At 50.7% G+C, this 13,402-nt stretch carries 15 protein-coding genes; 12 read left to right on the top strand and 3 right to left on the bottom strand.

The window, feature by feature from the left end; all coding sequences use genetic code 11:
• Nucleotides 1-268: 268 nt before the first annotated feature.
• From OSH01_RS03975 to OSH01_RS03925, 11 genes are all read left to right on the top strand, one after another.
• Nucleotides 269-877 carry a LemA family protein gene (locus OSH01_RS03975; protein WP_266122747.1) on the top strand — a complete coding sequence of 203 codons (609 nt, stop codon included), beginning with the start codon at nucleotides 269-271 and terminating at the stop codon, nucleotides 875-877.
• 96 nt (nucleotides 878-973) lie between these two features.
• Nucleotides 974-1,921, top strand: coding sequence for a TPM domain-containing protein (locus OSH01_RS03970; RefSeq protein ID WP_266122746.1), 948 nt, complete (start codon nucleotides 974-976; stop codon nucleotides 1,919-1,921).
• 14 nt (nucleotides 1,922-1,935) lie between these two features.
• A complete protein-coding gene (locus OSH01_RS03965; RefSeq protein ID WP_266122745.1) occupies nucleotides 1,936-2,436 on the top strand; it encodes a TPM domain-containing protein in 501 nt (166 codons plus the stop codon).
• 12 nt (nucleotides 2,437-2,448) lie between these two features.
• Nucleotides 2,449-3,852, top strand: a complete 1,404-nt coding sequence (locus tag OSH01_RS03960; protein ID WP_266122744.1) for a DUF2868 domain-containing protein — start codon at nucleotides 2,449-2,451, stop codon at nucleotides 3,850-3,852.
• A 2-nt stretch (nucleotides 3,853-3,854) separates the two neighbouring features.
• Nucleotides 3,855-5,267, top strand: coding sequence for a DUF3482 domain-containing protein (locus tag OSH01_RS03955; protein WP_266122743.1), 1,413 nt, complete (start codon nucleotides 3,855-3,857; stop codon nucleotides 5,265-5,267).
• A 125-nt stretch (nucleotides 5,268-5,392) separates the two neighbouring features.
• The gene (thpR, locus tag OSH01_RS03950) at nucleotides 5,393-5,983 is read left to right on the top strand and encodes an RNA 2',3'-cyclic phosphodiesterase (protein WP_266122742.1); all 591 of its coding nucleotides are present in this window, start codon (nucleotides 5,393-5,395) and stop codon (nucleotides 5,981-5,983) included.
• A gap of 55 nt (nucleotides 5,984-6,038) precedes the next feature.
• Entirely contained in the window at nucleotides 6,039-7,181 is a 1,143-nt protein-coding gene (locus OSH01_RS03945) for an MlaE family ABC transporter permease (RefSeq protein WP_266122741.1), read from the top strand.
• Nucleotides 7,182-7,979 carry an ABC transporter ATP-binding protein gene (locus OSH01_RS03940; RefSeq protein ID WP_266122740.1) on the top strand — a complete coding sequence of 266 codons (798 nt, stop codon included), beginning with the start codon at nucleotides 7,182-7,184 and terminating at the stop codon, nucleotides 7,977-7,979.
• A complete protein-coding gene (locus tag OSH01_RS03935) occupies nucleotides 7,979-8,896 on the top strand; it encodes an MlaD family protein (RefSeq protein ID WP_266122739.1) in 918 nt (305 codons plus the stop codon). The genes OSH01_RS03940 and OSH01_RS03935 overlap by 1 nt, the downstream gene beginning before the upstream one ends.
• Entirely contained in the window at nucleotides 8,893-9,519 is a 627-nt protein-coding gene (locus tag OSH01_RS03930) for an ABC-type transport auxiliary lipoprotein family protein (RefSeq protein ID WP_266122738.1), read from the top strand. The genes OSH01_RS03935 and OSH01_RS03930 overlap by 4 nt, the downstream gene beginning before the upstream one ends.
• A gap of 28 nt (nucleotides 9,520-9,547) precedes the next feature.
• Entirely contained in the window at nucleotides 9,548-9,916 is a 369-nt protein-coding gene (locus tag OSH01_RS03925) for a hypothetical protein (RefSeq protein WP_266122737.1), read from the top strand.
• A 2-nt stretch (nucleotides 9,917-9,918) separates the two neighbouring features.
• On the opposite strand, the gene OSH01_RS03920 is transcribed toward OSH01_RS03925, so the two are convergent.
• On the bottom strand, nucleotides 9,919-10,611 hold the full coding sequence (locus tag OSH01_RS03920; protein WP_266122736.1) for an HAD family hydrolase: 693 nt from the start codon (nucleotides 10,609-10,611) through the stop codon (nucleotides 9,919-9,921).
• A gap of 90 nt (nucleotides 10,612-10,701) precedes the next feature.
• Nucleotides 10,702-11,706: an acyltransferase gene (locus OSH01_RS03915; protein WP_266122735.1), complete on the bottom strand. Its 1,005-nt coding sequence runs from the start codon at nucleotides 11,704-11,706 to the stop codon at nucleotides 10,702-10,704.
• 264 nt (nucleotides 11,707-11,970) lie between these two features.
• On the opposite strand from OSH01_RS03915, the gene OSH01_RS03910 reads away from it, so the two are divergent.
• Nucleotides 11,971-12,747: a MurR/RpiR family transcriptional regulator gene (locus tag OSH01_RS03910; protein WP_266122734.1), complete on the top strand. Its 777-nt coding sequence runs from the start codon at nucleotides 11,971-11,973 to the stop codon at nucleotides 12,745-12,747.
• A 1-nt stretch (nucleotide 12,748) separates the two neighbouring features.
• On the opposite strand, the gene OSH01_RS03905 is transcribed toward OSH01_RS03910, so the two are convergent.
• On the bottom strand, nucleotides 12,749-13,330 hold the full coding sequence (locus OSH01_RS03905) for a helix-turn-helix domain-containing protein (protein WP_266122733.1): 582 nt from the start codon (nucleotides 13,328-13,330) through the stop codon (nucleotides 12,749-12,751).
• Nucleotides 13,331-13,402 lie beyond the last annotated feature (72 nt).

Here is a 13,402-nt window from a genome sequence, read left to right as displayed (position 1 = left end):
CTGAGGCAGGACTAGTAAGATATAGCCTGCTGCACCTGACGCAAATGATTGGAGTTTTGCGTGACAAAAGAAACATTATAACGTGAAATAGAGGCTTATCCCTAATTGACGCAACTAAAATACAAAATAAGCATGATCGTTTTGTTGTGCGAAAATAACTAAGCTTACTTACCTGCCCATATTTGATGGGAAACGGTGCGTACAATCGGCCATTGGCGTTCGCTAATGTGCAGTGTTGTGTGTGGCATTGTATGAAGAGAGATACCTTATGACTCGGTGGTTACGTATATGTCTGGCAATGCTAATAGCCTCTATGTTGAGCGCTTGCGGCTATAACGAAATTCAACGCCTAGACGAGCAGGTGAATGCGGCGTGGTCGCAGACCTTGAACCAGTACGAACGACGTGCTGAACTAGTGCCAAAATTAGTCAACTCGGTCAATGCTTATATGGTCAATGAACGGACGGTACTGACACAGGTTACCGAGGCGCGGGCGAAGGTAGGCAGCATTCAGTTGAACGCGGCAGATTTAGATAATCCAGAACTCATGGCACGCTTCCAAGATGCACAAGATCAATTGTCTTCGTCGCTGTCTCGTTTATTGGCCGTGTCAGAAAATTATCCGCAGTTGAAAAGTGATGGCTTGTTTCGCGACTTGATGACTCAGCTAGAGGGCACAGAAAATCGTATTGCTACTGAACGCGGGCGTTATGTAGAGGCCGTGCAGCACTACAACTTATACATTCGCCAGTTTCCTAACTTAATTACCGCGAAAATTTTTGGTTATCAGCCTAAGCAAAATTATGGCGTTGCACGCCAAGGCGAAATTATGCGTGATCCCGAGGTGCGCTTTGATGTGCCTGCTAGTGCCCAATAAGTACTCTTAAAGGGCCTGTAGGTCCTAGGCGGCCGATATTCGCGGATGACTTGATGAAACGGGCGCGCCTGGGTAATAAAGAATTAGGGGTGTGTTATGTACGCTGAGCAACGCTTTGTACCAGCAACTTTGCATCGACGGCAATCCAAGTGGGTATGGATTATTTATTATGGGCTTATAGGGCTGGCTGTCTCTATAGCCATAGGGCTGGCAGCACCCGTGCAGGCGGCGCCAGCGGTACCAGCCGCCACAGCATGGGTCACCGACACAACGGGCACGTTAAGTGCGGCTCAGAGGGAGTCATTGAATCAGCGTCTGGCGGCCCTAGAGAAGGAAAAAGGGGCACAGATTTTTGTCCTTATGGTGCCCAGCACAGGAGAAGACACCATTGAGAGCTATGCTCAGCGTGTTTTTGACGCATGGCGTGTTGGACGTAAGAACATCGATGATGGGGTGTTGGTTTTGGTGGCGAAAGACGATCGCCGCATGCGTATCCAAACAGGTTATGGCCTAGAAGGAGCCATTACTGACTTGCAGGCCGGACGTATTATTCGTGAACAAATGGCCCCAGCGTTTGCGCAGGGTGATTACTTTGCGGGGGTCGAAGCGGCTATCGATAATTTGGTCCTATTAACAGAAGGGGAAGAGCTGCCAGCAGTCGCGTCTTCCGGCAGCACTCAGTATGAAGCTGATGAGCTGACCTGGGAGCCTTTGCTAGCCATACTATTTATGGCGTTTATGATGCCAGCGGGCTTTGCCGCCTTTGCGGGCGCTGTTTTTGCACTGGCGGTGACAGCCAGTATACCCATTGCGCTGGGTGTAGGCATATTGGCTTTTCTAATTAGCAAAATAGGACGAATGTTCGGTGCTGGGGGCCGTGCTAGCTCGGGCCGGGCCTCACGACATGGCAGCGCTATGGGTGGGTTAGGCGGGGGGATCGGTGGCTTCCGTGGTGGTGGCGGTGGATTTGGCGGCGGTGGAGGTGGATTTGGCGGCGGTGGAGGTGGTAGTAGCGGCGGCGGTGGCGCTTCTGGCAGTTGGTAAACCGGAGGACACAAATGAGCAAGCATTGGAAGGTAGTAACGGGATGGTCCACCATTGAGGGACAGTGGTTAAAACGGCGGTATTTCAACACCGAGGTGTTAGCACATCTTGCTGAGCAAATCGGGCAATCGGAAGCAGGCCATACCGGAGAGCTAATGCTGGCGGTAGAGGCTGTTATGCCTGCGCATGAACACGATAGTTATCAGCGCGCTCTAGAGGTATTTGGACGGTTGCGGGTATGGGATACCCCCTTGAACAGCGGCGTATTGTTGTATTTAGCGCTTGATCAACGTCGTATCGAAATTATCGCTGATCGCGGGATACGCGTGGAGGACGCCGAGTGGCAGCAAGTGTGTAATCGTTTACGGCAGGCCTTGGGGCAGCAGCAGTATTTGTCTGGCTTAGTCGATGCTGTACAGCAAATTCAAGAGTTATTGCGGCAGGGCGCACCAAGCGCCAGTCAGGCGTCTGATACCGAGCAGGACCATTTGTCTAACGCTCCTGTTTTGCTCTAGGGGACATTGGGAATGTCTGTGGCAAACTTGTTGGGCGTAGAGCGTTGGCGTTTATTTACCCTGCTAGAGGCTTTGCGCTTACGTGAAACCCTATGGGGGCCGCTGGATGATCTTAGCGAGTCCCGACGCGCTCAGGCCGCGGGAGGCACTTTTGCTCAGCGGCTATTGCATCGTGCCCAGTACGTAGCGCAGCGTGAATCTTGGTGTCAGCTTTGGGATCGTTGGCTTCGAGTGATGGCAGGGCTTAGCTTGCTCTTTGCCCTTGTCGCGGCATTCACCGGTAGTGCGGCAGCTTTAGGCGCGTTGGGTAATGGTACTCGGCCAGTGAATGTGGTGTTGGTATTGCTCGCCTTATTGGGTTTGCACAGTCTTACCTTTTTATTTTGGTTGTTGAGCGTCTGCTGGCCGCGAGCTAAGGTGGCGGCGGCAAGTTGGGTCACAGACTTATGTTTTTATCTTAGCCAACGATTGGTACGCGGCCCTGACGCTGCCTTGATACCCCAAGCTTTAGGTTCGGTATTGGCACGTGCTCAGGCTCGTGTCTGGTGTTTTGGGGTAATGAGCCATTTCTTATGGTTAGTGGCTTTGATAGCAGCTTTTGGAACCACGTTGGCGTTGCTAATGGCGCGCAGCTATCAATTTAATTGGGAAACCACACTGCTTGACCCCACGAGTTTCGTGTGGTGGGCTGAAACCCTTGGCGCCCTGCCCCGTCTACTGGGTTTTGCTATGCCTGATGCCTCGGCTATTCGTTTGAGCGATGGCACTCATGCGCTGGATGCCTCAGTACAGACGCTATGGTCTAGTTGGCTGCTGGGTGTGCTGTTGGTGTATGGCATCTTGCCGCGTCTTCTGGCCTTAGTGCTGAGCATCTGGCGGGTGCGTCGCTTAGCGGTGCAGTTAACGGTGGACGAAAGCCTTCCAGGCTTGGCGACGTTGCGAAGCCGGCTTTTCCCAGCAGTAGAGCCTGCAGGGGTAGATGGGGCTGCAGGGGCAGATTACAGGGTTCACTGGCAGCCAGACGTCCCGAGGATGCTGATGTCCGGCTCACGTGCTATGGTTGGCCTAGAGTGGCCCGTTGATCAAACATGGCCGCCGCCATCCGCTCCCCTAGATGTCTACGATTTAGGACGAGTAGACTCTCGGGCTGAGCGCCTGCAGGTGGTGGCCGCTTTGCAGGCCCAGTCTCCTGCTTTATTGATTATGGTTTGTAATGCCAGCTTGACCCCCGATCGAGGAACGATAGCTACGTTATTGGAGTGGGCGCAATTGGCCCAACAGAGCAAACTGGTTTTATTGGCGGACCGCGTCGCCACGGCGCCCGAACGCTTGAGTAGTTGGCGTAGTCGCCTATTGCAGGCAGGTTTTAGTACCGAGCAAATTCAGACTGAGTTTCACGGACTAGATAGGGAGTAGGCATGAGCGAACAGATGTTAAATTTAGCGGTCGTGGGACACACGAATACCGGTAAAACATCGTTGTTACGCACGCTAACACGAGACCCTACGTTTGGTGAGGTGCGCGATAGTCCTGGTACTACCCGCCATGTAGAGGGTGCCCGTTTACGGGTTGACGGACAGCCATTGCTGGCTTTATATGACACCCCTGGGTTGGAAGATAGCATGGCGTTGCTTGATTATCTCGAGCAGCATAGTGCGAGTGGCGAGCGCCTAGATGGGCCCGAACGAATCGCTCGATTTTTGGCCTCCCCCGTTGCCCAGACAAGGTTCGAGCAAGAGGCTCGGGTTCTGCAAAAGCTATTAGCCAGCGATGCGGGCTTGTATGTGATCGACGTTCGTGATCCCGTCCTGAGTAAGCACAAAGATGAACTGTTTTTATTATCACTGTGTGGTCGCCCCCTTCTGCCGGTATTAAACTTCATGCACAGTGAGCAGGCACGTACTCAAGAGTGGCGTCAGGCACTAGCACGCTTAGGGCTACATGCGTTGGCAGAGTTTGACACGGTGGCTCCTGCTCTAGATGGTGAGGCAGTGTTATATGACAAGTTGGCAGTGCTCTTGGAGACGCATGCGGGGCTACTGAAAACCGTCAAGCTGGACTTGCAGCAGCAAGCCACTCAACGGCGTCATGCCGCCATGCGTTTACTTGCTGAGTTATTGATTGACGCCGCGGCGCTATGCTTGCGTTGTGAAGATGATGAGGGGGCCAGAAACGCTGCGACGGTGTTGCTACAAGAGCGCTTAGTGGCACGAGAAAACACCTGTGTACGGGCGATGTTGCAGTGCTATAACTTTGGTCCGCGTGACGTGTTGACTGAGCTGCCCCATTTTGACGGTCAACACTGGGGCATGGATCTCTTTGATCCAGAGGCGGTGAAAGAGTTTGGTGTGCGTGTTGGCAAGGGAATGGCCGCAGGAGCGGTAGCTGGTGCTACGGTGGATGTGCTGACGGGCGGCTTGAGCTTGGGAATGGGTACGATGTTGGGCGCCGTGGCGGGTGGCATGTGGCAAGGGGCCGAGAGCTGGGGTGGGCGCTTATTGGGTAAATTGCGCGGTGAGGTTGAGTTAAGGGCAGATGAGTCCGTATTGCGCTTATTAGCCGTGCGACAGTTGCGTTTGGTACACGCCTTAGAGCGTCGTGGCCATGCTGCGCAACAGCCTATACAGTTAAGCACAGCTCAAGCAACGTACGACCAGGCTGAACAACTGGGTGAACAAGTAGCATGGCGCGAGCGAACTTTGCCTGAGGCGTTGCGCCAAGCACGTGCTCATCCAGCTTGGTCCACCTTAGATCCTCAGTATGTCGTGGGCGCTGATGAACGTCGTGAACAGGCTATACAGCGTTTATTGGCGCAGTTGTTAACGCCTTAAGTTCGTTTCCTCCTAGCTTAGGCGCTTGAACAGATCAGGTGTAAATGGCTACAACCGCTCGATGAAGGGAATATGAAACAAAGACTGACTAAAATCATAGATGGCTTTAAATAGCCGTTATGCCCATGAGTATGGATACTTATTTGTGGCAGACCTTGCCGCTACATGTGCAACTGCGTTGTTTTATAGGTTTATGGCCCGAACCCAGCGCACTTGGGCATTTAGAACGCTTAGCGGCACAAGCCCAGGGGAAGTATGGGGGGCGAGCTATGTTGGCAGAACATATGCATTTGACCTTAGCCTTTATGGGGGCCTCACCGGTGGGGCGTTTAAAGCAATTGTTGCCAGCACTGCAAACGATTAGTTGGGAGCCCTTGGCGTTACGGTTAAATCGCGTTGGCTTGTTTGAGCGGGCTGCAGTGTTATGGTTAGGGCCAGATGCGGCACAAAGCGATGCGCTCAAGCAGTTGCGTGAACGTCATGAGTTTTTGTGGCAATTACTCCAAGAGCGAGGGTGGAAACGCACAGAGCGTGATTTTATTCCTCATGTCTCGTTGTTGCGCCATTGTCAGGCCGTGACGATTGAGTCCGAACAGGTAGAGCCCGAGGTGCCCATTTATTGTCGGCAGGCCTATTTAATTGCTTCGGTGCCCACCCACCAAGGTAGCCAATATAGGGTGCTATGTCAGTTGGGAACCGCTGTTAATGTCGTCTAATGCGTAGGGGTGTAAATTAAATGCGTAGCGTTATAAATTCCTTTAGACTACTGCCATGCCAAGCGTAACCAATAATTTTCTTCGTTGTAGTGCTCAGTCGCCTTCTTATATTTATGTGCAGGGTGATTGGATTCTTGCTCATTATGAAGAACTAAAAAAAGTGCTTCAGCAGCAAACTTATTCTCCAGAAGCGGGCAGTCAGCTCGATTTTTCTAGTCTTAACACGATAGATACTAGTGGCGCACAATTGTTGTGTGAGTGGTTAGGCAGCGAGCGTGCTGTCCAGGTGTTAAAACAAGCGGTGGGTTTATCACCTGAGCGTCAACGTTTGGTTGACACCGTTGCGCAAGCGGCGATCGACTCCCCAGCACCACCGCCCCCCACTAAATCGCCAGCCACCTTGTATACAGTGGTGGGTCATATTGGTATAGCGACCTTACGCTTTTTTTCCAATGTGCGTGAGCTATTGGGTTTTGTCGGCTTAACACTAGAAACGTGGTTTCTTAACTTTCTTCGTCCGGCGCAGTGGCGCGTTACCTCTATCGTTGCTCAACTAGAACAAACCGGTTTAAATGCCGTGCCCATTATTGCGTTGCTGACCTTTATGGTAGGCGCGGTGGTGGCATTTTTAGGTGCAACGATACTCAGTGATTTTGGCGCCACGATTTATACCGTCGATTTGGTTGCTTTCTCCTTCTTACGAGAATTCGCCGTGCTGTTAACCGCCATTCTTATGGCGGGACGTACCGCAAGTGCTTTCACGGCACAAATTGGTTCCATGAATATTAACGAGGAGATCGACGCCTTACGTGCCTTGGGTTTGAATCCGATTTTATTGCTCGTGGTGCCGCGCGTTTGTGCCTTGCTTATTGCTTTGCCTTTGCTTACTTTCGTGGGCATGGTGTCGGGAATTTTTGGAGGCATGATGGTGTGCGCTCTTACATTGGGAATTTCTCCCACTATGTTTCTGAGCGTATTTAAAGCGGACGTAGGCTTGACTCAGTTTTTCTTGGGTATGAGTAAAGCGCCCATTTTTGCCTTTTTAATCGCTATTATTGGCTGTATGCAAGGGTTTAAAGTTACAGGCAGTGCTCAGTCGCTGGGCGAGCGTACGACCATGGCGGTGGTTCACTCCATTTTTACAGTGATTTTAATAGATGCTATTGCCGCACTATTTTTTATGGAAATGGGGTGGTAAATGAGCCTAGAAAATAGTAGCGACGACATTATTCGTGTACGCGGTTTGCGCAACCAGTTCGGGACCCATGTGGTGCACGAAAACCTAGATTTAGATGTGCATAAAGGAGAGATCCTCGGTGTAGTGGGCGGGTCGGGTACGGGCAAGTCGGTACTGTTGCGCGCTATTATTGGTTTATTGCCTCCCGCTGCGGGCGATATCACGGTGTTTGGTCAAGAGCTGCGGCAACTTCCCACTGCCGAGCGCTCATTGTTAGAGCGCCGCATGGGCGTCCTGTTTCAAGCAGGCGCTTTATTTTCTTCCTTAACGGTGACAGAAAATATTGCCTTGCCGTTGATTGAGCATTTGGGTTTGTCTCGAACCGATGCCGAGCATATTGCCGCGATGAAAATAGGTATTTCGGGTCTACCGACCAATGCAGGAGCGAAGTATCCGGCTGAGTTATCAGGAGGCATGATTAAGCGTGCTGCTCTGGCACGTGCTTTAGCACTAGATCCTGAAATCTTATTTTTGGATGAGCCAACGGCCGGCTTAGACCCAATTGGTGCGGCTGAGTTTGATCAGTTAATTTTGACGTTACGGGCGGCCTTAGGCTTGACGGTGTTTTTAGTGACGCATGATCTAGATACGCTGTATACGATCTGTGATCGAGTCGCGGTATTGTCCGATAAGCGAGTGTTGGTGAATGACACCTTAGCCAGCGTGGAAAAATTTGATAATCCATGGGTTCAGGCATATTTTCAAGGGCCTCGGGGGCGAGCTGCTGCTCGGGCTCAGACTAGACGGGAGAAACAATAATGGAACCGCGTGCTCATCATGTATTGATTGGGCTCTTTACTTTGATTGTGGCCGGTGCTGCCATTTTGTTTGCATTGTGGCTGTCTAAGTCGGGTAATGACGATCAGGTTAAAGACTACGAGGTTGTATTCACCGAGGCTGTGCGCGGCTTATCTCGTGGCAGTGCTGTGCAATATAACGGCATTCGTGTGGGCGAAGTGCGTAGCTTGCATTTGGATCCGCAAGACCTACGTCGCGTCAAAGCGCTGATTAGCGTCCAGACGATGATACCCATCAAGCAAGATACTCGTGCCCGTCTGGCACTAACCAGTATTACGGGGCAGTCCGTCATTGAGTTAAGTGGCGGGTCGCCGGATAGCCCCACTTTAATGGGCAGCGGTGATAACTTGCCCGTCATTATGGCCACACCCTCTCCGATCGCTCAGTTAATGGCCGGTGGCGAAGGTCTTATGACAGATATTTCTACCTTGCTCAATCGGGCCAATGCCATTTTGTCGCCAGAAAATGCCACGCATATTAATGCCAGTCTTGAGCAGTTGCAACAGTTGTTAGCCAAGCTTTCACAAGCCAGCGATGATATTCCAGGGCTGGTAAATCAATTAAATAATGCTAGTGGACAAGCTTCCGAACTTTTTGCTCAGACTCAAGGGCTAGTCGATCAGCAAGGTAAGCAAGTAATGAATGCGATGCAAAGCACCTTAACGAGCTTTAAACAGTTAAGCAGCCAGTTAGATCAATTAGTGCAGGACAACGCAGCCATGATTGGCCGTGGTGCGCAGGGTTTTGCTGAGTTGGAGCCTACAATGCGCGAGTTGCGTCGTACCTTGGCGACGTTGCGCCAAGTGGGTACTAGGCTTGAGGATAACCCCAGTGGTTTTCTTTTAGGTCGTGAACAGATTCAGGAGTTTCAACCATGAACGGTGTGAAGAATTGGCGTGCTGCACTGGGAGCGGCGATAGTGTTGCTGGGGCTGAGTGCATGCTCTATTTTGCCCGAGACGGTCACCTTAACTCAATACCAGTTGCCTGAAAAAACCTTGCCTGCGACGCGTCAGACAGGGCCAGCGCGCGAACTGGTTCTGCGCGTCTCAGCTCCCTATACCGATCAGGCTCACGGTAGTACTCGGATAATCGTACTGCCGGATGGTAATCAAGTGAGCTCTTATGCTGGTGCACGGTGGATGGATACAGCCCCTGTCTTATTACGAAATCGTATTGCCAGCGGCTTTCGAGATTTATCCCAGTTCAGAGGCGTGGTATTGGATGCGGATAATGCTCAAGCCGACATAGAGCTAGATGGCAATCTAGAGGCCTTTCAGGTGCAATATCAACATGGCCAGCCTGTTGTACAGCTACGTTTTGTGGCGCGTTTGAATAGTGATCGTAATGGTAAGATACGCCTCATCGATACTCAGCGCTTTCTGGTAGAGCAAGAAGTAGACGGAACTTCCGTCGAGGCCGTCGTGAAGGCATTTGGTGTGGCTGCCGATACATTAACTCGTGAGTTGGCGCAGTGGGTCTTGGCCCAAGACTTACCTTAATATTGTTATTTACAGTGCAGGACTGTGTATGTACGAAAAAAAGACTCAAGCCATGTTGGGTAAAAAGGCATTTTGGTTTAGAGCCTTTACCCATTTGCTTATGGCTTTAGGGTTTATTACGCTTACTTTGATTATCGGTGCGCTGGGCCATTGGTTCTTCGAGGATGATATCCATTGGCACGAAGCGGCAATTGATGCCGCACTGGTGATTGGGGGGATAGGGGTTAGTAAGCTACCCGCCACGATAGGCGGGCGCTTGTTTTATGCGATGTATGGTGTGTATGTCAGCTTAGCCTATGCGGTTGCTGTCAGTATTGTGGTGCTGCCATTCGCACATCGTATTTTGCATAAATTTCATCAAGACGATGAAAGAGAAAATGATAAGGACGATGAGTAGGTCTAGTTTACTGCATTGTTGTCTTGGACTTGGGTTTGCTCTATTTTTTCGAGCAAGTCCGCTAACTCATCCATACGTCTAAATGTATAGGCGGCTCCCGCTGCACGTAGCTGCGTTTCTTGGCCAGCTGGGCAATAAGCAATAACGGTAGCTCCGGCTGCGACGCCAGCGCGTGTTCCTATGGTACTGTCTTCAATAACGGCACATTGTGTAGCGGATACGCCTAAACCTTGGGCGGCGGCAAGGTATACGTCTGGGTAGGGTTTGTTGCGCGCTGTTTCTGCTCCGCTATAAATATGTCCTTGAAAAAACTCCAGTAAGCCGGTTTGGCCCAACTGTAAATTAAGTTTCGGACGATCAGCACCCGAGGCGCAGGCGATACCATTAGGATAGCGTTGTTGAATGATGGGTAACGCTTCGCGTATGCCGGGAATAGGCATCACCGTACCACTCAAGGCTTGATTGCGACGTTGTCTAAATTGGAGTATCCAGTCCATTCCCAAGTCTTTGCCCGTGCGTTCTCGTATAAGGGCTAACTCATCAATGGTGGCTTTGCCGATAAATAGGTCATAGCATTGGTCATAGCTCATGTTCCAGCCTTGTTCGGCGAGCATGTCGCGCAATACAGTAATCGTAATGGGTTCGCTGTCTACTAATACACCATCACAATCAAACAATATAGCTGCAAACTGCATGAAAACTCCCTCACTCGATTAAACGTACGCGATGAAGTTAATAGGGTAACAGGAATTTTTGATGCTGTTCTTACAGTAGGTGGTTTAGGCCTAAAGGGTGTGGCGCAATGGGGTGCGCTGTAAGCCAGCGACTAAACCTAGGCTAATTCCGTAAGTAAGTAGGCTGAGCACAGGGATGCTCCATAAAGGGTTGAAAGTAATGGCATTGATATCAAAGTAATAAGCGATATCCAGTACTATCGGGTGCAGGAGGTACACGCCCAAAGTCAGCTTACTGAGGGTGTGGGTGAACTGGCTGGTGATAAGGGAGTGATTCCAGTCGCGTAGCAATAAGATAATGCAGGCTGACATGGGAATCACGGTAATGCTTAAGTTATCGTAAAAATAAGTGCCGGTGCTTAGATCCGTGCGCATGGCCAGCGCATAGACGCCGCTGGCCGTGGCGACAATGCAGCTCATAAGGCCTAGCCATAGCCAACGACGCGGAATATTCAATGTCATGTGACGGATGACATGGCCAAGTAAAAAATACGGTATATACAATAAAAACCAGTTAAAAAACCAACTTGAACTGGTGTCCTCCATCTTGGTCAGTGCCGCGTTCAGCGCTGCTAAGGCGAAGCCACAAAGCACCACCCAGTGTAGGTGTTTGGGTTTGCAGCTTTGAATCATCTTTTGAAAAAATGGCGCAAACAAGTACAAAAACACCAACATGTACAGAAACCAAAGGTGAAAATAAGGTTTGCCTGCACTGAGACGCTCCCAGATGTCTATCTCGCTGGGGTCATTGCCATACGCTCCGTGCTTGAGCTTGGCCCAGAGTAGATAAAAGGCGCTCCAAAATAGCAGCGGTAACAGTACACGGGCTGCTCGTTTACGATAAAAGCTGCTTAGCCCCTCTTGACGTGGCTCCAGCAAGAGCGCACCGCTAATCATGACGAATATAGGTACGCACCAGCGCAGGGCAGAATCGTAAATGTTGGCTACCCACCATGTGTTGGAGCCCAGCTCTGCATTGAGCACTGGGTAGGCGGCCACATGCAGCATAACCACCGCAAAAATGGCCACAATCCTAGCATTATTCATCCATTTCATAGGCGTTCCAGCAAAGGTATTTCCCCTAGCGTAGTAGAGAAACTTTACTCAATTGACACAAAAGTACATGCAAAAGGCAGCAAATATTGCAAAGTGTGTAGGGAGTGGGTGGTGCCAATGGTTGCGGAGCGGATACTCGTTTCAAGTTTTAACGGTATAAGGATGAACGCTTGACTTGCTATTTAGTGTTAAGACGGATATTGTTTTTGCCGGCGCTGGTTGGCTTGCCGCATTGGTTGGTAAGGTGGCGTTAAGGAATTATCTATGAACGTAACGACGTCCTCGTTTATACAGCGAGTGATTGAAATTTTGCCGCAGTTACATCCGGCAGAAAAACGCTTAGCGGAATTTATTCGCGATTTTCCAGGTGAGTTAGCCAGTTACTCCTCATTGGAGTTGGCGCAATTGTCGGAGGTATCGACCGCCACGGTGTCACGCTTTATTCGCAGGTTGGGATATGAGGGCTTCGAGGAAGCAAAGCGGCACATGCGGGCTAATCAAGACTCGGCGCTTGTTCGGCCTTTGTTGCGAGGGCGGTCGGCCACATTAAGCCCAGTATTAGCTGAGCATGCGGGATCTTTGCAGCAGCATGTGTACGATAGTTATAAAGATATCACCCCGCAACAGTTGCAGACCATGGTGGCTGCAGTGAGTGAAGCGCGTAAAATTTGGGTGGCTGCTGTCGGACTGGAACAGCCTTTAGCGCACTACTTGGTAGGTAAGTTGTTCGCAGTGCAGGAAAATGTGCAGCTATTACCTGCAGACGACTGTGGCGTAGCCTTGTATTTACCACGCTTACAGGCGTCGGATGTGGTGCTCGTGGTGGCGGCCGGTTCTAGTATGTCGGCGTTGCCCGCTTATTTGGGCAAGCTACTAGGCACCGCCGCCCAAGTTGTGTGTATTTCTGAGTTAACAGTCTTACCTATGACGCTGCATAGCCATTGGCAAGCTCAGGCGGTTGCAGATACTTCTCTACCTTTGCCGGTTTTGGCATTGTGCGACGTGTTGCTGCAGCAACTAAGTGCGGTGTGCAAACAATAAGCTACGCATGCACGACCACTAACAACGCCTTGGCAATTTCTTTCGATTTATTCCGTAACGTGTGCGCTTGATCTGCCGGATAACGAGCGGTTTGGCCCTTTTGTAGCAGTCGACTTTGGGTCTCGGTTTCGATTTCTATGCTGCCGCGCAATAGCGTGATGTGTTCCATCGTGCCGGGGTCATGGGCATCCGATACCAAAGCCCCTTGTGGCGCAAGTTGGAGCTCATACCATTCGAAGCGCCCGGCTAAATCGATAGGGCCCCATACCTTAAGTTGATAACCTTTTTCTTGACTGCCTAAGGTAGGACATTCTTCAGCGTTAAGGATTTTTATGGGCTCTGCTTGATTATCCGTAGAAAACAACTCGTCTAGGCTAATGCCCAAGGCTGTAGTTAGCCGCCAGATCACAGCGATAGTAGGATTGGCGCGATTACGCTCAATCTCGGACAGCATGGATTTTGACACCCCTGCTAAGCGCGATAAATCTTCTAAAGTGAGTTTGCGCTCATTGCGCAAACGTTGTATTTCTTGCCCTACTTTTGGGGGCACCATATTCGTTGCAGCGGCATTAGGGCTGGGCATGAGGGGAGTGTTGTGAATGGTAGTTAGCAAAATATAGGTGTTTGTGCGCAGTATCTTAATTCGATATATTGG

Origin of the sequence: Alcaligenes endophyticus (assembly GCF_026344035.1) — a bacterium.
GTDB classification, from domain to species: Bacteria; Pseudomonadota; Gammaproteobacteria; order Burkholderiales; family Burkholderiaceae_B; genus Alcaligenes; species Alcaligenes endophyticus.
The sequence above is the reverse complement of the archived record's forward strand: the minus strand, read 5'-3'. Positions and strand labels throughout refer to the sequence as shown.